This is a genomic window from Arthrobacter sp. AG1021 (genome assembly GCF_003633665.1).
Lineage (GTDB): Bacteria > Actinomycetota > Actinomycetes > Actinomycetales > Micrococcaceae > Glutamicibacter > Glutamicibacter soli.
In genome coordinates, this window is the sequence record NZ_RBLB01000006.1 from 371,295 (window position 1) to 390,255 (window position 18,961).

Sequence of the window (18,961 nt, forward strand, 5' to 3'; positions counted from 1 at the left end):
AACTAGTGGGCCGCCTCGGCGGCGGGGAAGATATCCTGGACGGTGGCGGTGAGCTGGCCTGCGGCGACCCTGATGCGCAGCAGGTCCTGCGGGTTGGCGGTCGAGGCATCGCGCAGCACGCTGCCGTCGGCCGTCTGGGTGACCGAATAGCCCCGGTCAAGGGTCTGCTGCGGGGACAGGGCCCGGACCTGGGCGCGCAGGTGGGCGACCTCGTCCTGGGCGCGCTGCACGCGGTGGCCGATCAGCGCGGTGGAGCGCTGCACCCAGCGCTGCAGGTCCTCGGCGCGCGATTCGACCATGACCTGCGGGCTGGCCAGCACCGGGCGGGCGCGCAGCGAGGAGACCAGCTGGGCCTCGCGCTGCAGCATTGAATCGATGGACCGCTCAAGGCGCTGGCGGGCGGCGTCGAGCCCGGCGAATTCCTCGTTCAGATCCGGCACGATGCGCTTGGCTGCATCGGTGGGAGTGGAGGCGCGCAGGTCGGCGACGTCGTCCAGGATCGGACGGTCGGCCTCGTGGCCGATCGCGGAGACCACCGGGGTGGAGGCGGCTGCCACCGCGCGGACCAGGTCCTCGTTGGAGAACGGCAGCAGGTCCTCCAGCGCGCCGCCGCCTCGGGCGATCACGATGACGTCGATCTGCGGGTCCGTATCCAGCTTCTGCAGCGCGGCGATGACCTGCGGGACCGCGTCCACGCCCTGCACCGCGGTGTTGATAACGGAGAACTGCACGGCAGGCCAGCGCAGCGTCGCGTTGCGCACCACGTCCTTTTCAGCGTCCGAGTCGCGCCCGGTGATCAGCCCGATGCGTCCGGGCAGCACCGGCAGTCGGCGCTTGCGGGACGGGTCGAACAGTCCTTCGGCGCCCAGCGCCTGGCGCAGCCGTTCAAGGCGCACCAGCAGCTCGCCCAGGCCCACGGGGCGCAGGTCGGTGGCGTTCAGCGACAACCGGCCGGTTTTGGCATACAGGCTGGGCTTGACCCGGGCGACCACGCGCGAGCCCACGGTCGGCGTGGTTTCCAGCTTGCGCATCACCGAGGACCAGACGGTCACGGAGAACGAATTGTCCACGTCGACGTCGCGCAGCGTCAGGTAGGCGTGGCCGTTGCGCACGTTCGCCTCCAGCAGCTGCCCCTCCACCCAGGTGTAGGGGGAATTCTCGATGTGGATCTTCAGCTTTTCCGACAGCACCCGCAGCGGCCACGGGTTTTCCGGGCTCGTCTGCGCAGCGGTGGCGGGCACGCCGGTCGGCGCGCCGGCTGGCGGCGATGACTGCATCTGCTCACGGCTCCTTTTGCGGTGTGGCGCACCTGTGGCGCGCATTCGACGCTACACCACCGGCCCGACATCTGCGCGGATTTGCCCCGGCCGGCGGCCGCGCAGACACCGCAGTATCGCAGGCAGAGGCGGAACTCACAGCCCCGGCAGGGTGGTTCGGCTCATATGAGCATGCGCTAACTTGCGCCGACTTCGTAGACTAGAGGCATGGCTACTTCCACTTCTGTCCCGGTATCCCTGCCGGTTCCCCGTATTCCGCGCACCCGCCGTTCTCCCCAGGAGATCCTGGCGGCGTCCCCGCTGGTGACCGAGCGCAAGGTGCTGCTGGCCGCTCCGCGCGGATACTGCGCCGGCGTGGACCGCGCGGTGGTGGCGGTGGAGAAGGCGCTGGAGCACTACGGCCCGCCGGTATACGTGCGCAAGCAGATCGTGCACAACGTCCACGTGGTCTCCGAGCTGGAATCCCGCGGGGCGATCTTCGTGGAGGAGAACGACGAGGTGCCTGAGGGCGCGCTGGTGGTGTTCTCCGCCCACGGCGTCTCCCCGGCAGTGGTGCAGTCGGCCGCGGAGCGCGGCCTGCAGACCATCGACGCCACCTGCCCGCTGGTGACCAAGGTGCACCGCGAGGCAGTGCGCTTCGCCAAGAACGACTACGAGATCCTGCTCATCGGCCACGAAGGCCATGAGGAGGTCGAAGGCACCTACGGCGAGGCCCCCGAGGTCACGACCATCGTGAACAACCCGGAGGAAGCCGACACTGTCCAGGTCAAGGACCCTGACAAGCTGATCTGGCTCTCGCAGACCACCCTGAGCGTGGAAGAGACCATGGAGATCGTGCGCCGTCTGCGCAAGCGCTTCCCGAACCTGCAGGATCCGCCCAGCGACGACATCTGCTACGCGACCACCAACCGCCAGGCGGCCATCAAGAACATCGCCCCGCAGGCGGACCTGGTGATCGTCGTGGGTTCGGCGAACTCCTCCAACTCGGTGCGCCTGGTCGAGGTCGCACTGGATCACGGCGCCAAGGCCGCCTACCGCGTGGACTTCGCCAACGAGGTCGACGAGACCTGGTTCGAAGGCGTCTCCACCGTGGGCGTCACCTCCGGCGCCTCGGTGCCCGAGGTGCTGGTGCGCGAGGTCGTCTCGCTGCTGGCCGAGTACGGCTTCAACGACGTCGCCGAGGTCACCACGGCTGAAGAGGACATCATCTTCTCGCTGCCCAAGGAGATCCGCAGCAAGCTGAAGGAATCCGGCGACGAGGAGCGCGCCCTGGGCGGGCGCGGCCACCGTCCCGAGTCCCGCTAGCCCCCGCAAATTTCACGCGCCCGCACAGAACTGGGCGCACAATACTAGTAAAAGGTAGAATTTCCTCCCGTGGCTCTTACTATCGGAATCGTCGGACTGCCCAACGTCGGCAAGTCCACCATGTTCAACGCGCTGACCCGTGCCCAGGTGCTGGCAGCCAACTACCCGTTCGCGACCATCGAACCCAACGTGGGTGTCGTGCCGCTGCCTGACTCGCGCCTGAAGGTCCTCTCCGGGATCTTCAACTCGGAGCGCATCCTGCCGGCCACCGTGTCCTTCGTGGACATCGCCGGCATCGTGAAAGGCGCCTCGGAAGGCGAAGGCCTGGGCAACAAGTTCCTCGCCACCATCCGCGAGGCCGACGCAATCTGCCAGGTCACCCGCGCGTTCGTGAACGACGACGTGATCCACGTGAACGGCAAGGTGGACCCGGCTTCGGACATCGAGACCATCGCCACCGAGCTGATCCTGGCCGACCTGCAGACCATCGAGAACCAGCTGCCGCGCCTTGAGAAGGAGCTGCGCAGCAAGAAGATCGAGAAGTCCTTCCTGGACGCAGTGCTGGCAGCGCAGAAGATCCTGGAAGAGGGCCGCACCCTCTACTCGGCCAGCAAGACCGACGGCGTGGACCTCGTCGAGCTCGCGCCGATGCAGCTGATGACCACCAAGCCGTTCATCTACGTGTTCAACACCGATGAGGCAGGTCTGGCCGACACCGAGATGCAGGAAAAGCTCTCCGCGCTCGTGGCTCCGGCCGAGGCGATCTTCCTGGACGCCCAGTTCGAGGCCGAGCTGGCCGAACTGGAAGAAGACGAAGCTGAAGAAATGATGGAAGACGCCGGCATCGTCGAGTCCGGTCTGGGCAAGCTGGCCCGCGTCGGCTTCGACACCCTGGGCCTGCAGACCTACCTGACCGCCGGTCCGAAGGAAACCCGCGCGTGGACCGTCCGCAAGGGCGCCACCGCGCCTGAGGCGGCCGGCGTGATCCACACCGACTTCCAGCGCGGCTTCATCAAGGCCGAGGTCATCGGCTTCGACGACCTGGTCGCCGCCGGGTCGGTAGCCAATGCGAAGGCCGCCGGCAAGGCCCGCATCGAAGGCAAGGATTACATCATGCAGGACGGCGACGTCGTGGAGTTCCGCTTCAACGTCTAATCGCGTTTCGACAATCAAAGGGGCACAGTGGAAGAGGGTGCATCACTCGCCAGCGCATCTGCTCGGGTCCTGCTCGGGAAATGTGGCCGTGCCCTCGCATTTAGCGCGTCGTGTGTGTGCTTTGTCGGTACTGTCGTGTCTCTCGTTCTGCAGGATTGGTTCTATGCCGGGGTGAACCCCCTGGCGTGCTTCGCACTTGCGATTACTTTCCTCGCGCTGTACGTGTCTCTACGCATCTTTGCGCTTCAGGAAGAGCAAGGAACTCTCCAAGAGAGCCGATATCTCAAGTTGTGGGGGCGCATAGAGAGCACGAGCGAGGATGCGGCGGCAAGCGCGGCTGGCGCGAATCAAGGGGTTGCTCGCTTGATCGAGGTACTCGGGGAAGCGTACAAGTCACGCGCACAAGAGTACCCATCCAACCTGCCAACGAAGATACCCCGGCTCTACAGCGAACTACGTGAAGCTGGTTCTGGACTGGTGTTGTGGGTGGATGATGAACCCGAGTCGGTCGCGTGGGAGCGTGCAGCCTTGTCAGAGGTCGGTATTCGATCAGTGTGTGTAACGACGACCGACGACGCATATCGACTCATAGCCGATAACGACTTCGATGTCATCGTGACTGATATGGGGCGACCTGATAGCAGACGCGCGGGGTATGAACTCCTCGATGGGTTGCGTTCGTGGGGCGACAAGACTCGGGTACTCGTGTATTCGAGTTCTAAGAAACCGGAACACGTCGCTGAGGTTCTCGAGCACGACGGTCAGGGTGCAACAAACGACCCCTGGGAAATCATCGAACTCGTGGCCCTGCAACTGCGATTGGCTAATGAAGAGCGCGTGAATCGTCAGCCTTTAGCGCATTAGCCTCAAAGGTTGGTATCTGGAGTAACGTGGTGGAAATTTCGATTCACCGCATTAGGGACACCCGATCGGCCTCCGAACCGATTGTATGGTCTATGGGCCGATCGGTGTGTGTTTATTGTCTAGCATCAAATCAATCGTGTTGGCCGGATCGTGTGGCGGGGAACCCGCTGGTGCGTTTTGGACGGTAATCGTCGCAGGAAGTACTGCGTTCGCGTGATCGCGCGGTGGTGGCTATGCCTGGTCTGAAGAGATGGAGGCATGGAAGATGTCGAATTGACCGACTACCACCGAGGTCGAGCTGATCGCCCAATCCACCCGGGTGAGGGTCTTATGGCGGACTTCATCGAAGAACTCGGGATCACTCAGAACAAGCTCGCCGTGTTCATCGGCGTCCCCTTGGCGGATCAACTAGATCGTGCACGGCAAGCGGGGCATGACCGCGAATACCGAACTGCGGCTGGAGTAGTACTTCGGCACATCGGCGGAGTTTTGAATCTATTTGCAGAGCCACTATGAACTTGATTGTGCCGAGGGTTTCGTGGGGGAACAGATTGCTTCAATCACTCCGTTGAAGGGCGCGTGAGCGGCTTTGCCGTATATGTGTCTGACGGGCATCTAGTTCACCGGTGGTGAGAGTGTAGTGCTCCGGACCTGCAGATTTCTGAAGGTTCCAACTAGGGCGACGTCGTTGTTGGTTCTAAGTACCGGTACTCGGTGGGGTTCCGGTTTAGCGTGTGAAACTGCTCGATCGTTGAACGAGCACAGCGAGACGAAACGCTCGTGCTTCTGAGCCAGCACCTAGTCTTTGCTGGTGCGGTGCATCCCGCGCCTGGTACGCATGTATGCCACCAATCGGAGACGAGGTCTCCTACAAAGTCGATGGTCACGCACGAGCCATGTGCCGAGATCGTTCCAGGAAGATGCCGGCCATGAAGACGATGCCGATGTAGGCCTCGGTCGCAGCATGAATCGGGCCATCGGGGCTGACATCGCTGAGTTTTTGGCATAGCCTGACGGCATGCACGAATGGAAGCCTGTTGCGTACCCGTCGGTTAGCCCCTATTTGATCTGCTGCAATGCGGAAGAAGTAATCGCGTTCCTTGAGGCTGCCTTTGACGGGATCCTGCTGCGCCGTTTTGACCGCCCTGACGGGTCGTTGATGCATGCCGAGGTCAGGATTGATGACAGCGTTGTGATGATTGGTGGCGGTGCGACCGAGACAGACTCGGCTCCTGCACATGTGCATTTGTATGTGAGGGACGCCGAATCCGCCTTTGCGCGGGCAATCGATGCGGGAGCGACCGCCGTCCAAGCGCCTGCCCGCAAGAACCAGGACGACGACCTGCGCGGCGGGGTGATGGACCCTTCGGGCGCCATTTGGTGGATCGCGACCCAGTAAAACCTCGACCCCATTGCTGGCGAATCGGCCGAGTTAAATCTGAGGCCAAGTTCGGCGCAAACGAAACGGCGTGGCAACTCCGGCTTCGGACGGAAGTCTAGAGATGCGTAGGGGTCAGCTCAAGCGGGCCGTATCTGTTGTTGCGTGTATCGGGTAGCCCGTGGCAACCTCTCCTGGACTCGGGACAGCCGTTGTATTCGGGTTGTTCCTTTCCCCTCAGAACGATCGCCGCGCAGGTAGCAGTAGTATCGGTACATGGAAGCCGAGCAAGTAGTTGAAGAGATTTATTTGGCAGGCGGCTGCCTCTGGGGCGTGCAAGCCTTCATCGCGACACTGCCCGGGGTGACGTTCACCGAGGCCGGAAGGGCCAACGGAACCAGCGAGTGTATCGACAGCGACTACGACGGGTACGCAGAATGCGTGCGCACACGATTTGATCCGTCGGTTATGGGTGTCGGGCAGCTGATGGCCTACCTCTTCGAGATCATCGATCCCTACAGTGTCAACCAGCAGGGGCCGGAGCTCGGTCCGAAGTATCGCACTGGTGTTTACTCCAACAAGCAGGCCCATCTCGATCAGGCTCGAGTTTTCATTGCTGCGAGAGACGACGCTCGCCGAATCGCCGTTGAGGTGTTGCCGCTGGCCAACTATGTGCGAAGCGCCGAGGAACACCAGGACCGGCTCGCACGTTGTCCCGAGGATTCCTGTCACCTTCCGGCGGAACTGCTGGATAAATACCGGAAGAAGGATGATTCAGCCGGCCGCTCGTGGTGATCGGTGAGACGTTGCTACGTGCCGGAATGTGGTGGAGTTCCGCTTCAACGTCTGATTCCTGAACACTGTGAATGCCCCGGTTTCCTTTTGGAATCCGGGGTATTCGCACATCTGGGGCTGTTTCTTAACATCTGGCCGATTATCGATCGCAACCTCGGTTTTGTTCCACAAGTACGATGCTTATTCCGGCTGTACGCATGCTTCCGTGAGTTCGTTGTCAAGACGGGGCGGCGTTGATCGAAGGCCCCAGTAGCGGCTAATTCGCGGAACACGTCGTCGGAGAGCCGATAGATGATGGAAGTTGGACTGCGTCAGCTGCGACATTCTGGACCTGCAGATTTTCTCGAATGCAGGCCCGAAGGAATTGCGTGGCTGCCCGTCCACAAGGAGGCTACCGCCCTTGAGGCGGTCGGCGTGACCGGGTGAGGCCTTGCTGGCCACGCTAGTCTCTTGCACGGGTGGTGGGCAAGAGCGCTGCACCGACGGCGCCAAGTGAATTGCCGGTGCTTGTGATCGACGCAGGGGCAGGCCACTGTTGAGCCATGATGAGTAGGCGGGGGAGCTGGGCTTCTTGGCGCTGCACGAAGAAGCGGGAGGCGGATACATGGCACAGTGGGAACCAGGCCGGGGAATCGTCGAATTCCCCGATGGCAGGAAGGTCAGGGGCCGCGGGCTGCGTTCGTTGCGGCGCCCGGCGCCTGCCGCGGACTTCGGCGTATACCTCACCGGTCGTCGACCCCAGGCGGGAGTAATCGAGCACCGATGGGTGCGATGGCGGGATTTCCGGCTGCCCGATTCCACCGATGAGGTGGTGGCGGCCCTGCGCGAGGCACGCGAACGTTCTGCAACACAGCGGGTGGAGATTGCCTGCGGCGCAGGCTTCGGCCGTACCGGGGCAGCCCTGTCGGTTTTGGCAGTGATGAGCGGGATCCCGGCGGAGGATGCCGTGGCTTGGGTGCGGGAGCATTACCACCGCCGGGCTGTTGAAACGTCTGCACAAGAGCGCTGGGTATTGGAAGTGGCTGCGTCACTGCGAGGGTGACCGGCAATCCACTGCGGCGATCGCCGGAGAACTTTCGGGCTTGGTAAGTTGGGCCCCAGAACATGTCACCTGTGCAGGGGAGGAACTTGATGAGCCGGTCGCCGGAGAACATCCTTTTGCGCCTGCCCGAGGCACAAGAGCAGTCGATCCGGGAGATCTTTGCGCAGCTGGAACAGCGGGGTTTTCCCCGGCAGCAGCAGACACCCCACATCACCATCACCTTCGCCCCCGCCATGGCGCCGGAGGTGGTCGCCAGCGCAGCGGAGCTCCTGCCAGCGGTCATTCCATCCACGCTCACCAGGGTGGGCGCCGTGGTGTTCGGGACGAAACGCAAGCAGACCGTGGCGTGGCTGCTGGAGGCCAGCGACGAGTTGGAGATCGCAGCCCGGAGCATCAGCGCACTGAATCCTGCGGGCAGGGGGCCGCGCTGGACACCGCACCTGACGATGGGCTTACGGCTGCCGCGGGACATCGTGCCGGACTACCTGCATGCCATGGATGAGCTGGTTTCCCCGCACCTGAAAGAGTTCACGGCATTCCGTGCAGAGTACTACCGGCCGCAGAGCCAGGAAAGCTTGCTGCTCGCCGAATCAGGCATGGACGTACGACGCAGCCAGGCCTGATGACGCGCCGCAGAGCGTCGAACGCACGGACAGCCTCGTCTCGACCCTCGCGGACAGAGCCACCGATGCCGCGGATCGACGTGGCCGATGACCGGTAGATTCCACTCGCCGACTGCTAGTCTGTGAAAAAGTCCGCTGAGGTGAAGTTATTTGCCTCATCAGGAGCTGGAACCGGGGGCTGTGCTTGCCGGTCCGGTGAGGCAGTGGGGACGGCGACTCGTCCGCACCAGCTGTTGATGGGGATGGCCTTGCCGCGAACCGCAGGGAGCCAAAGTGCACGATACCCGAACAATCGCAGACTATTTCTCGCGAGTGCTCCGGCGCGGCCAGCTGGAATCGGTGGTCTTCGAGAAATCCTCCACCTTCATCGCCGTGCCTCGCGCCGAGCTGCTCACCGGCGTCATCGCACCTGAGGAAGCGCTCAGGCTCTTCGAAGCCCACGACAGGAATTCGGGACGGCACGGGTCAGACGACCAGGACAAGCCTCTGCCAGTGGCCATCTCCCTGCTCTCCACCGAGTACAAGGAATCCGGGCACAGCGGACTGCTGCTGCTTGCAGCCCAGCTTTATCGGGATGGCCGCTTGCTGCCGCAATTCGACCAAGGCACCTCGCCGTGGATCCCTGCGGATCGGCTGGCATCGGATACCAGCGACGGGCTGGAAGTCATGGCGGGCCCGCAAGAGAAGTTCTGGCACTACCTGCGCACCGAGGCCAACGCCGCCATTTCCCAGGCCGAGTCGTTCGCCGATGCGGTGGGCATGGCCGACACGCTGTTCACCAAGGTTTCGGGCTCCACTCCGGAAGATTTCGCCCTCAAAGGGCAAGCCGATGGACTCGACGTCGCCACCGAGTACTGCTATATCCAGGAACACGAACGCTTCACCGCCGTGAAGCCGCTGCTGGACCTCTACGATTTCCTGTCAGCACAGGAGTCCCTTCCGCCGCTCCTGGACAGCACGGCCACCGGGTGGGTGGGCGAACGCCGTTCAGAACTCTCGATCCATGATGCCGGTGGGCTCTACCGAAGCGCCAAGGAATCCTGCGGATCGATGGACAACGGCAATCCGCTGACCGATTCGCAGCGCCGCGCCGTCCACGCGTTCCTCGCCTCGGGCCGCGGCGACGTCACCGCCGTCAGCGGCCCGCCCGGGACCGGCAAGACCACGATGCTGCAGGCCATCGTCGCCAACATGATCACCCGCCGCGCGCTGGAGAAGGCCGCGCCACCGGTGATCGTGGGGGCTTCGACGAACAACCAGGCAGTCACCAACATCATCAATTCCTTTGCCTCGGTGGCCAAGGACAAACCGGGAATCCTGGACTACCGCTGGCTGCCGCAGGAACAGGACGGATTGGCGCTCGCCGGGAGCACGCTGGGTTCGCTGGCCGTGTACTGCCCGGCCGCGGGAAAACTCAAGGAAGCAAAAGGGCAATACTTGGTCGAGCAGCTCAACAAGGGCGAGACCTATGCCGCCTACAGCGGCGAGGTCTACCGGGCCGGCGCGCGGGACCACTTCGTCTACAGCGCGCAAAGGTACTTCGGCGCACCGAACGACATCGCAGGGCTGTGCGACTGGATCCACGACGCGCTGTCGGAATTGGACTACGAACGGATCCGCTTGCTGCAGGTCATGGCGTCCCAAGGCCCTTCGGAAGAATTCCAGCGGGTGTGCGCGGGTGTGGAATCCTCCCGTTTCGGCCGCCTCATCGAGGGCATCGACGAGGTGAAGGGATCGCAGAACCTGAAGGAACTGGACGAGAAGCTTGACCTCACCCTGCGCTACGCCCAGTTCTGGTTGGCGGTCCACTACTACGAAGCGCAGTGGCTGCTGGCCGAGGACCTGCTGGATGCCGAGGACCGCAAGAAGAACACGCGGCGCGTCATGGACCGCTACTGGCGCCAGGCCGCGGCCTTGACCCCGTGCTTCGTGATGACGCTCTACCAGATGCCGAAGTACTTCAAGCTCTACATCAAGCCCGGTGAACCGTATCAATTCGACCTGGAACGCGCCGACCTGTTGATCATCGACGAGGCGGGGCAGGTCGACACACCGCTGGGACTGCCGGCCCTGGCCTTGGCCCAGCGCGCGGTCATTGTGGGGGATACCAAGCAGATCTCTCCGGTGTGGAACATCGATGAGCTCAGCGACGAGGAGGTCGCCGCATCGGCGGGCATCGATACCGCCGGCTGGTGGGGCGGCCTGCGGGAGCGCGGGCTGACCTGCTCCGCCCCGTCCAGCCTGATGAAGGCCGCCAGCTACGCCTCCAAGTGGCAGTACGGGGACGGGCATCCGGGACTGTTCCTCAGCGAGCACTTCCGCTGCCACCCGCAGATCATCGGGTTCTGCAACGAGCTGCTCTACGAGGGCCTGCTGGTACCCCGCCGGCCAGCGGATAATTCCCCGCTCAACGGTGCGGAGGAGGCGTTCGCCTGGCACGACGTGCCTGGCTCCTTCGACTCTCCGGCCGGTTCCAGCCGCCGGAACGAGGCCGAGGCGAAGGCCATTGCCCGGTGGATCGTGGAGAACTATGCCCGCTATTTCGAGATCTACAACCCGCGGCATTCCTCACTGAACAAGAAAGCAGCCGGCGGCGAGCTCATCGGCGTCGTGACCCCCTTCAGCGCCCAAGCGCGGCTCATCGAACGGGAGATCGCGAAAGCAGTCCGCCAAGCCGATGTTTCCTTGGGCCTTCCGGCGGATCTTGCCTCGAAAGTTGCCGTCGGCACCGCGCATCGGCTGCAGGGCGCGGAGCGGCCCATCGTCTTGTTCTCCGCAACCTATGGGCAGAACAGCGGCCAAGCCGGGTTCATCGAGGCCAACCACGAGCTGCTCAACGTGGCGGTCTCCCGGGCCAAGGACCTGTTTGTGGTGTTCGCGGCGGCCAACCGCTGGAACAACGGGCAGGCCTTCGAAACCATGGGCCGCCACGCGACCAGGATCCCGCTGGATCCTCCCGAGGCTGCGGCCGGCCCGGCGGCCGAAGGAGCGGAACCGGTGCTTGTGCAGCCCGCCCCGGCGCCGCGGATGCCGGCGGCCAACGCAGAACCGGCGCCCGTCCGGACGCTGACTGCCAGCGCATTGCTGAACCGCTGGCGCAGTGCCGGGCAGCTGAGGGACGAAGACGCGCAGCTCAAGGCCCAGCGGATGAACGAGCGCCTGCGTGATGCCGGGGTGCTGGCCGGCAGGCCCGGCGAGTGGCAACCGACGGCGCTGGCTAAGCTGCTGGGAGCAGAAATCGTCCAGCGGCAGGACACCCGCACCGGCAGCGCCTTCGAATCCCTGGAGTACGCGCCGCGAATGCAGGAAGTGCTTCTGGAGCTCTACCTCGACGGGAAGCTCTGAGCCGGCGCAGGCATTCGGAGAGGCGGACGGACACGCTGCGCGCTGATCCGCGCCGGCGCCGGGAGAGCAAGCCACCGAGATTGCCGGCTTTACCCCACGGAAGCGGGAAACCACGCGGGGCCGGAGTCCCTAGAACAGCGGCCAGGGGACGGCCGGCATCTGGCCGCTGGGTCCGGGGAATGTCCCGGTGGCCTGCAACCGCTGGCAGCGTGCGGCCAAGGCGTCGACTTCTTCGCCGGTCAGCAGCTGCGCCAGGCTGCGCCCCAGTTCGCCGGACAGCCCCGCGGCGACCTTGCCTAGGCCTTCGAGCTCGTCGTCGTTCAGCGCTTGGCCCAGCCATCCCCACAGCACCGTGCGCAGCTTGTGCTCGCGGTGGAAGGTCAGTCCGTGGTCCACGCCGTAGCGGTGGCCATCGGGCATGGCGAGGATGTGGTTGCCCTTGCGGTCGGCATTGTTGACGATCACGTCGAACACGGCCATGCGCCGCAGCGCCTGCGTGTCCTCGTGGATGAGCTCGACGACGCGTCCGTTCTCATCCTGGCCCTTGAGGACGTGTTTCCAGCCGGTGTACGGCGCCTGGTCCGCTGGGACCAGGTCCACGGGACTCTGCCCGGCATCCGGTTCCTTCCACAGCTGCACCATGCCCTCGCCGAGCGGTCCCTCGCGCAGCCAGGTCTGCGGCACGATATCCCAGCCGAAAGCCCGGGAGACCAGGTATGCGGCGACCTCCCGGTGGGCCAGAAGCCCGTCGGGAAAATCCCAGAGCGGGCTTTCGCCGGCGATCGGCTTGTAGACGACCTCCGTGGCTCCGATGCTGCCCAGAAAGGTGGCATTGGACGCCGTGGTGATGCGGCCGGTGAGGGTCAGCTCGGCGGCCATGAGATCCGGCGCCGGCATCAGTCCTCCGGAGGGGTGCAGACATGCCCCTCGGGATCCATCGGGTACCCGCACAGCGGGCACAGGGGCCGCCCGGCCGCCACGATCTCGCGGGTGCGCTTGGCGAAGGCCCGCGCGGTGCCCACTGGCACCCGCACGAGCAGCATCTCGTCGGCATCGGCCGGGACATCTTCGTCGTCGTCTTCGCCCAGCGGATAGAGCTCGATGACGATCTGCGAAGTGGTGGCATCCCAGCCCAGGCTGATCGCGCCGATGCGGAACTGCACCTCGACCGGTTCGAGCGGGTCGTTGTCGACCAGTTCAAGGGGCGTGCCGGCAGGGACGCTGAAGGGATTGCCCTCGACCGCGCCGAGCTGGTCGAGCACCTCGTCGATTTTCTCGGCGAGCGCCGCCGATTGCTGTTTCTCCAGGGCGAGCGTCACCAGCTGCTTGGTGGCGCGCACCTGCAGGTAGAACGCCCGCGATCCCGGATCGCCGATGACGCCGACGACGACACGATCTGGCCAGGAAAACTCGTGAACACGTGTAGACATGTCAATATTCTAGGCCGAAGACCTTCACGGCGCCTGGTGTCCAGGGCCTCCGCCGACCGGGGCGTCGCCCGCAGGGGCGGCTTTGGCCAGCCAGGACAAATCGCCGGCCTCGGTGTTGATCGCATAAACGCTGGGACGGTGCGGCCCGTAATGCACGATCGACACCGACGCGGGGCCGACGTTCAGGCGCTGGAACATGTCCAGGTGGGTGCCCAGCGCGTCGGCGAGAATCGATTTGATGATATCGCCGTGGCTGACGGCCGCCCATACTGCGCCGGGGCCGTGCTCGGATTCGAAGGCCGCATCGCGGCGGCGGATGGCGGCCACCGCGCGCGCCTGCATGGCCGCCAGGGATTCGCCGCCCGGGAACGCGGCCGCGGAGGGCTGGGACTGGACCACCTTCCACAGCTCTTCGGTGGCTAGCTCCTTGAGCGTCTTGCCCTGCCACTGGCCGTAGTCGCATTCGACCAGGCCGGAGTCCATGGGCGCGAAGGGCGCTTGGGGCTGGCGGTCGATGATGAATTGGGCGGTCTGCAGGCAGCGCTCCAGCGGGCTGGAGACCACCCCGACCAGGGGGACGGCGGCCAGCCGTTCTCCGGCCAGCGACGCCTGCTCTCGGCCCACCTCGTCCAGGCTGACGCCGTCGGCGCGGCCCGCCAGCACGCCGGCGGTATTTGCGGTGGAGCGGCCGTGCCGCACGAGAATAACGGTTGCCATGCTTTCAGCCTAGTATCCCGGCGTCGCTACGCCTGGTTTCGACGGAATTTCCGTGCAGCGCGTCGGCGCGAGGCTTCCGGCCGGATTGCCGCAGTCTGCCTTTTCTGCTGGCATCCAGTTTGGGCGGCGCCGGATCGCGGAGACGATAGCCTAGGCTCCATGAACACGGTGCCACAGGATATGGACTATGAGATCACGGGTCGCCAGGCCGGACCGGCGGGGCGGTCCACGGTCTCGATAGTCATTCCCGTGAAAAACGACGGCCCCCTGCTGGCCCGGTGCCTTGCTGCACTCAAGGCCCAGACCCGCGCCGCCGACGAGATCGTCGTCGTGGACAACGCGTCGACCGATGATTCCGCGCAGGTGGCGCGCGACGCCGGTGCAGCAGTGGTGGCGTGTCCAGAGCCCGGTATCCCCGCGGCCAGCGCAGCGGGGTATGACCATGCCCGCTGCGAGATTATCCTGCGCCTGGATGCCGACTGCGTGCCTCCGGCGACCTGGGTGGAGGACATGGTGGACGCATTTGCCCGGAACCCGGGCACCGCGGCCTTGACCGGACCCGCGCGTTTCACCGACGGCCCCCGGGCGCTTCGCGCTCCCTTGGCCGCGGTCTACCTGGGGGTGTACGTGCTGGCCACGGCACCTGCCTTGGGCCATCGTCCGCTGTTCGGATCCAATATGGGGCTGCGTCGGGAAGCCTGGGCGCAGATTCGCACTGCGGCCCATCGCCGGGATCCCGAGCTTCACGACGATCTGGATCTTGCCTTCCATCTTGGAGCGAACCACAAAGTCGGCTATGTGAAGTCGTCGATGATGGGGGTGTCGATGCGCCCATTCTTCGACGCCCGGGCCTTCGCAAAACGCCTGCGCCGCGGCTTCCGAACCGTTCTAGTGCATTGGCCCGATGAATTCCCGCCCCGACGCTGGAAAAGGCTGCTCGGCGTCGACCGTGGAAATCACCCTCGGGACACGAGGAACGCCAGTGGTTCCCGCGTCGCCTGAGCGCGGACGCGGCTCCGGGCCCCGCCCTGCCAGCAGGCCATTCGCCGGGGAGATCGGTGTGGCGGATATCCATGTCATGAGTTGGAACATCAGGCGCCGTACCCGTTATGCACTGGGCCGGACAGCGGATCGATGGGATGTGAGGGCTCCTAGGATCAAGTCCCTGCTGCAGTCCGAGCGCCCGAGCCTGCTCGGCCTGCAGGAAGCCCTTCCTGCCCAGGTGGACTTCGTCCTGTCGGCGCTCGGCTCCGCCTACCGGTCGGTGGGCTATGGACGGGGCCGCCGGGGGCGCGGAGAACGCTGCCCGATCATCTTCGATGCGCAGCGCCTGGAACTGCTGTGCTGGGAACAACGTGCCCTGTCGGCGCGCCCCGACAGTCCCGGCTCGATCTCCTGGGGAAACCTCCTGCCGCGGATACTCGTTCGGGCGAGCTTCCGGGATCGGCGCACTGGACATTGCGTCCAGATGGTCAACACCCACCTGGACCACTTGTCGTCGGGCTCGCGACGGCGCTCCGTGCACTGCATCGGCCAGCTGGTCGCGCAGAGTCCGGTTCCGGTTTTGGTGACCGGTGATTTTAATGCGGGGCTGGATGCCGCGGAAATGCAGGAGCTGTCGCGCACCTACGCTCTGCTCGACGCATCAGGCAGGGCACGGAGCTCCCTGGGCGCGGCGTGGGGGACGCTGGGGTCGTATCGTGTTCCGCGGACCGAGGGCCGCAAGCTGGATTGGATTCTTGTCTCGCCCGGGATCCTGGTCAACGCGGCAGGCGTCAACGGTCTGCGCTACCACGGGGGATGGGGGTCGGACCACCTGCCCGTGCAGGCGGTGCTCCGGCTGCCGGAACAGGAGCGGTGGAATGATTGAGAACTTCCTGCGCCGGCTCCATGGCCCGGCGGCCATGGGCGCTGATGTCCTCAGGTGCCTTGCTGCACTGGGCGTCGTGGTCGCGGCAGTGGTGTACGGACCCACCGACGCGGCGATCCTGGCCTTCGCGCTGCCCGGATGCGTGGCACCGAGGTTCCTTGGAATGCGGCCGATCGCCGACGCCGCGATTGTGGTGATCCTGCAGGCCGCCGCGTGGAGCAACGTGCTCGACCTGTATGTGCGGATAGCGTGGTGGGATCTGGCCGTGCACTTTCTGGGCAACGGATCAATTGCCGTCATGCTCTATCTGGCGTTGACCCATGCCAAGGTGTTGCCCGATCCTCGTTCGCCGGCATTTTCCCCGCGCATGGGTGTCACGCTGGTGACCGCTCTGGGGCTTTCAGCCGGCGCCCTCTGGGAAATGATCGAATGGATAGGCCGCGAACTCGCCAGCAACGAGATCTATATCGCGTATGAAGACACTCTCTCGGACATGGCCGTAGGCGGCTTGGGCTCCGTGGTCGGGGGAGCACTGCTGGCTTGCTGCCCGCTGCTGCATCCCGAGGCCACCAGAGCATGAATCCCGTGGCCGTTATCCCTCCGAGCGCGATGGCCACGGCAGGCGGCGCGGTACGGCGGAAGCGGTGAACTTCACCGCAACGGCGAGCCCCAATGGTGCGTCATGGGCGGGACGCAGTGGTCCTGCGGTCATCGGTGTGGATGGGCCTGGCCGCACACGGGGAACTGTCGCCGGGGCCTCGGGGTGGCGCACCAGCTTCAGCGGACCCAGCACGGCCTTCGAGAACCAGAGGATTCTGATGTCCGTAGTTGAACGCGGTACCATGAAAGTTGGCCTTTTCGAGCCTTGCTGCATGGCCGCAACTGCTCGGATGCCGCCAGCGAATGACCCGCCGATAACGGCACCGCCGAGCCCCGAGAACCAACGGGACCAGCATATGGAGTGATTGTTTGCCTGGGACAGCTTTGCAGCCCCAACTCATGACACCGCGCGGATCAGGGAACCAGAGGATCGTCGTGGACAGCGAGCACGCTGGCCGACGATTGGACAAGTACCTCCGCTCCCAGTTCAAGCACGTGCCCGCGGGCCAGCTGTTCAAGCTGCTGCGTACCGGCAAGTTGCGTATCAACGGACGCAAGATCGACCAGACGTACCGCTTGGCCCAAGGAGACACCATCCAGATGCCGGTCCTGGACGCGGCGCCGGCAGAAGCCCGGGCGCCGCAGGTTCCTGCCGCATTGCTCAAGAGCCTGGGCAATGCGGTGCTGTTCGAGGACAGGGACCTGTTGGTTGTCGACAAGCCAGCCGGCGTAGCGGTGCACAAGGGCACCGACGTCGCGGCCGGGGTGATCGAGGCCTTCCGCCAGCTGCGCCCCGAGCTGCCGCAGCTTGAACTGAGCCACCGGCTGGATCGGGATACCTCGGGGGTGCTGGTCCTGGCCAAGACCCCGAGTATGCTGCGTTACCTGCATGATTTGTTGCGCGACAGGGAAGCGGAGATTGAGCGGCACTACCTGGCCGTCGTCGCCGGCAGCTGGGACAGCAAGGCCACCGTGATCTATGCGCCGCTGCAACGCCGGGAGGACAAGGTGGTTGTGGCGCCGACCGGCCAGCGGGCCGAGACCCGGGTGAAGGTGCAACGCCGTATCGGCAGGAACGCCAGCTTGCTCCAGGTCCAGTTGCTGACGGGTCGGAAGCACCAGATCAGGGTGCACCTGCAGCATTCGGGACACCCGATCGCGGGGGATGACCGTTACGGGAGCAAGGCCTTCAACCGCAAGGTCGCAGCAGCGGGCGGCAACGGGCTCTACCTGCATGCGGCGACAATGACCATTCCCAAGCCCGACGGGTCCACGCTGTCCATCGACGCGCCCATGCCGCAGCGATGGCGGCAGTTGCTGGCCTCGGGACTGTAGCCGGCGCAGGGCCAAGGCAGCCGCCGCCCGGGCCGCTGAGATTGTTAAGGCGCGCTGTGGCGCCGAAGCGGAAATAGCGGATGCGGCCCATAGGATGGTGGATTCGAGGACCAACCGGGTCCGTCTGTCCCAGCAAAGGAGCCGTCGGCCATGAGTTTCACTGTTTATCTGTCGGGAGAGATCCACACCGATTGGCGTGATGAGATCCAGCGCGGCGCCGAGGCCGCAGGCCTGGACATCGTTTTCACCGCCCCGGTCACGGACCACCCGGCCAGCGACGCCGCCGGCGACCACCTGGGGGAGACCTCCAGCCAGTTCTGGCGCGACCACCAGTCATCCAAGATCAACGCCATCCGTACCCGCACCCTGATCGAGAAGAGCGACTTCGTGGTGGTGCGCTTCGGAGACAAGTACAAGCAGTGGAACGCGGCCTTCGACGCCGGGTATTGCGCCGCGCTGGGCAAGCCCTATGTGACCTTGCACGATGAAGACATCGTGCACCCGCTCAAGGAGGTCGACGCCGGTGCCCAGGGATGGTGCAAGACCACCAACCAAGTCGTGGAGACCCTGCGCTACGTGCTGCAGGGGTAAACATCCACGCACCATGAGCCAGGGTCCCGGTTTCGCGGGGAAGCTGGGCACCTGGATCATGGCATGCTGTTCCAGGGTCCCGTCGCAGTTGCGGCTGGCAATCTCAGACCCTGCGCAGCACCGATTTCAAGTGGTGTGTCATCTGGACTCCCACCGCAGCCATCGCGAAATGGGTAGTCAGGATATCCCCGGCCAATTCGAGGCGACGTTGCGTGGAGTCCACGTGCTTGGCGCTCGCCGAGTTCAAGATTCGTAATGCGAGAAAACAGGTGAATCCCTCGGCGGTGGCTTCCAGTGCGCCCTCCGCCAATTCGGTCTGGCCCGTAGGCTGGGCCAGCACGAACTCCGCTGTGGAACCGTCGACGACCCGCAGATACCCGGTTTCCGTGTGCATCGGCGCGCCGGCAGGAGACCACGTGCGCTGCAGGTAGCGGAGGAACGGCCTGCCGACATCCGTGAACGCGATCTCCTCGGAGTACCGGAAAGAATCGATCGTCGGATATTCGCCGTCGCCCTCACCCCGCCACGTGCCGATGAGGCCGGCCACTGAAGCCAGACCAGGGTGCGATGTCATGGGTATTCCTTTTCTGTCTGAACCACACCAATGCCCTGCCAACGTCTTGTCGAAGCTCAT

General features: G+C 64.7%; 19 protein-coding genes. 14 read left to right on the forward strand and 5 right to left on the reverse strand.

The features are described 5' to 3' along the window. Positions 1 to 2 precede the first annotated feature (2 nt). On the reverse strand, positions 3 to 1,277 hold the full coding sequence (gene xseA / locus DFO58_RS01965; RefSeq protein ID WP_120989161.1) for an exodeoxyribonuclease VII large subunit: 1,275 nt from the start codon (positions 1,275 to 1,277) through the stop codon (positions 3 to 5). A gap of 207 nt (positions 1,278 to 1,484) precedes the next feature. Between xseA and DFO58_RS01970 the strand changes: the two genes are divergently transcribed. From DFO58_RS01970 to DFO58_RS02010, 9 genes are all read left to right on the forward strand, one after another. After that, complete coding sequence (locus DFO58_RS01970) at positions 1,485 to 2,582, forward strand: 4-hydroxy-3-methylbut-2-enyl diphosphate reductase (RefSeq protein WP_120989162.1); 1,098 nt, start codon at positions 1,485 to 1,487, stop codon at positions 2,580 to 2,582. A gap of 69 nt (positions 2,583 to 2,651) precedes the next feature. Then, on the forward strand, positions 2,652 to 3,737 hold the full coding sequence (gene ychF, locus DFO58_RS01975; protein ID WP_053798493.1) for a redox-regulated ATPase YchF: 1,086 nt from the start codon (positions 2,652 to 2,654) through the stop codon (positions 3,735 to 3,737). Between the two features lie 135 nt (positions 3,738 to 3,872). Continuing rightward, positions 3,873 to 4,601, forward strand: coding sequence for a response regulator (locus tag DFO58_RS01980; RefSeq protein WP_183043084.1), 729 nt, complete (start codon positions 3,873 to 3,875; stop codon positions 4,599 to 4,601). 258 nt (positions 4,602 to 4,859) lie between these two features. Next, the gene (locus DFO58_RS01985; RefSeq protein WP_353616375.1) at positions 4,860 to 5,117 is read left to right on the forward strand and encodes a hypothetical protein; all 258 of its coding nucleotides are present in this window, start codon (positions 4,860 to 4,862) and stop codon (positions 5,115 to 5,117) included. 502 nt (positions 5,118 to 5,619) lie between these two features. Then, positions 5,620 to 6,000, forward strand: a complete 381-nt coding sequence (locus DFO58_RS01990) for a VOC family protein (protein WP_120989164.1) — start codon at positions 5,620 to 5,622, stop codon at positions 5,998 to 6,000. A 255-nt stretch (positions 6,001 to 6,255) separates the two neighbouring features. Further along, positions 6,256 to 6,774, forward strand: a complete 519-nt coding sequence (locus DFO58_RS01995; protein ID WP_120989165.1) for a peptide-methionine (S)-S-oxide reductase — start codon at positions 6,256 to 6,258, stop codon at positions 6,772 to 6,774. 571 nt (positions 6,775 to 7,345) lie between these two features. Next, on the forward strand, positions 7,346 to 7,816 hold the full coding sequence (locus tag DFO58_RS02000; RefSeq protein ID WP_286163422.1) for a protein-tyrosine phosphatase family protein: 471 nt from the start codon (positions 7,346 to 7,348) through the stop codon (positions 7,814 to 7,816). A gap of 89 nt (positions 7,817 to 7,905) precedes the next feature. Continuing rightward, positions 7,906 to 8,439: a 2'-5' RNA ligase family protein gene (locus DFO58_RS02005; RefSeq protein WP_120989167.1), complete on the forward strand. Its 534-nt coding sequence runs from the start codon at positions 7,906 to 7,908 to the stop codon at positions 8,437 to 8,439. Positions 8,440 to 8,712: 273 nt separating this feature from the next. After that, entirely contained in the window at positions 8,713 to 11,784 is a 3,072-nt protein-coding gene (locus tag DFO58_RS02010) for an AAA domain-containing protein (RefSeq protein WP_147407171.1), read from the forward strand. 129 nt (positions 11,785 to 11,913) lie between these two features. Here the strand turns inward: DFO58_RS02010 and DFO58_RS02015 are convergent, their stop codons facing one another. From DFO58_RS02015 to DFO58_RS02025, 3 genes are read right to left on the reverse strand one after another with little or no spacing between them, the layout of a single operon-like run. Then, positions 11,914 to 12,681 (reverse strand): SCO1664 family protein, encoded by a 768-nt coding sequence (locus DFO58_RS02015; protein WP_120989169.1) that lies wholly within the window; start codon positions 12,679 to 12,681, stop codon positions 11,914 to 11,916. Continuing rightward, a complete protein-coding gene (locus DFO58_RS02020; protein WP_120989170.1) occupies positions 12,681 to 13,214 on the reverse strand; it encodes a DUF3090 domain-containing protein in 534 nt (177 codons plus the stop codon). Before DFO58_RS02020 ends, DFO58_RS02015 begins: the two co-directional genes overlap by 1 nt. 24 nt (positions 13,215 to 13,238) lie before the next feature. After that, the gene (locus DFO58_RS02025) at positions 13,239 to 13,931 is read right to left on the reverse strand and encodes an MSMEG_4193 family putative phosphomutase (RefSeq protein ID WP_113606519.1); all 693 of its coding nucleotides are present in this window, start codon (positions 13,929 to 13,931) and stop codon (positions 13,239 to 13,241) included. A 159-nt stretch (positions 13,932 to 14,090) separates the two neighbouring features. Here DFO58_RS02025 and DFO58_RS02030 point away from each other — a divergent pair, with 159 nt between their 5' ends. The 5 genes from DFO58_RS02030 (at position 14,091) to DFO58_RS02050 (ending at position 18,327) form a co-directional block, all read left to right on the forward strand. Further along, on the forward strand, positions 14,091 to 14,933 hold the full coding sequence (locus DFO58_RS02030; RefSeq protein ID WP_237562418.1) for a glycosyltransferase family 2 protein: 843 nt from the start codon (positions 14,091 to 14,093) through the stop codon (positions 14,931 to 14,933). Positions 14,934 to 15,009: 76 nt separating this feature from the next. Continuing rightward, complete coding sequence (locus DFO58_RS02035; RefSeq protein ID WP_120989507.1) at positions 15,010 to 15,801, forward strand: endonuclease/exonuclease/phosphatase family protein; 792 nt, start codon at positions 15,010 to 15,012, stop codon at positions 15,799 to 15,801. Next, positions 15,794 to 16,381 carry a hypothetical protein gene (locus tag DFO58_RS02040; protein WP_120989171.1) on the forward strand — a complete coding sequence of 196 codons (588 nt, stop codon included), beginning with the start codon at positions 15,794 to 15,796 and terminating at the stop codon, positions 16,379 to 16,381. Before DFO58_RS02035 ends, DFO58_RS02040 begins: the two co-directional genes overlap by 8 nt. Before the next feature lie 455 nt (positions 16,382 to 16,836). Beyond that, entirely contained in the window at positions 16,837 to 17,736 is a 900-nt protein-coding gene (locus DFO58_RS02045) for an RluA family pseudouridine synthase (RefSeq protein ID WP_286163424.1), read from the forward strand. Between the two features lie 150 nt (positions 17,737 to 17,886). Beyond that, positions 17,887 to 18,327, forward strand: coding sequence for a YtoQ family protein (locus DFO58_RS02050; RefSeq protein ID WP_120989173.1), 441 nt, complete (start codon positions 17,887 to 17,889; stop codon positions 18,325 to 18,327). A 103-nt stretch (positions 18,328 to 18,430) separates the two neighbouring features. Here DFO58_RS02050 and DFO58_RS02055 read toward each other — a convergent pair whose 3' ends face one another. Next, the gene (locus DFO58_RS02055; protein ID WP_120989174.1) at positions 18,431 to 18,901 is read right to left on the reverse strand and encodes an FABP family protein; all 471 of its coding nucleotides are present in this window, start codon (positions 18,899 to 18,901) and stop codon (positions 18,431 to 18,433) included. Between the last annotated feature and the right edge of the window lie 60 nt (positions 18,902 to 18,961).